Below are 847 nucleotides of genomic sequence, written 5' to 3'. Positions count from 1 at the left end.
TGAGAATATAAACTCCGCATTAAGTGATTATGTTTCTTATCATAACAGATTTAATGATTCAAGTGAGAATCCATTAATAATAGAAATAAAGAAATATTTACATGATGAAAATAGGAAACCAATTAATGGCAATGGAGGTATAGAAACAATAGTTGATAATGTTGATAATATTATTTCTTTTGAACAGTATAATAAATTTATTTCGAGTCGACGATCTGTACGCAGTTTTAGTAAAAAACAGGTTTTAGAAAGTGATATTAGAAATGTAGTTAATTTATCAATTAAAACACCTTCTGTTTGCAATAGACAAGGTTGGGGGGTGTATGCTTATTTTCGAAGAGAAGAGATCGATAATTTACTTAAATATCAAAATGGAAACGCTGGATTTGGTGAAGAAGTCAATTGCTTATTAGTTGTTGTTGGTAAATCTAAAGCATTTAGTAGATTTGAATATAATCAGCTTTATATTGATGGAGGAATGTTTTCAATGAGTATTGTCAACTCTCTCCATGCTTTAGGGTTAGGTTCTTGCCCATTAAATTTGTGTATGCCTTATAGTCGAGAAGTTAAGTTAAAAAAACTCGCTAATATCAAAACTGATGAAAGGTTGGTAATGATGATAGCTGTAGGCCATAAGAAAAATGAATATATTGTAGCTAAATCACCAAGAATGAATGCTGAATCAGTGTTAACAATTAACAATTAAGATATCATGAAAATAGCAATTATAACTCATCCATTAGAAAAAAATATTGGCGGTATAATGCAAGCGTTTGCTTTGCAAAAAAAACTATATTTATATAATCACGTTGTTGAAACTATTGACTATAGGCCAATACAACATAAT

General features: G+C 29.2%; 1 protein-coding gene. It reads left to right on the top strand.

Going from position 1 to position 847, the window contains the following annotated elements:
- Positions 1 to 706, top strand: a 706-nt coding sequence (locus tag E5A76_RS07040; RefSeq protein ID WP_161118499.1) for a nitroreductase family protein, incomplete at its 5' end; no start/stop codon positions are given.
- Between the last annotated feature and the right edge of the window lie 141 nt (positions 707 to 847).

Origin of the sequence: Photobacterium lucens, assembly GCF_009873615.1 — a bacterium.
Taxonomy (GTDB): Bacteria; Pseudomonadota; Gammaproteobacteria; order Enterobacterales; family Vibrionaceae; genus Photobacterium; species Photobacterium lucens.
Note: the sequence above shows the minus strand (reverse complement) of the source record. Positions and strands in the feature narration are given on the sequence as shown.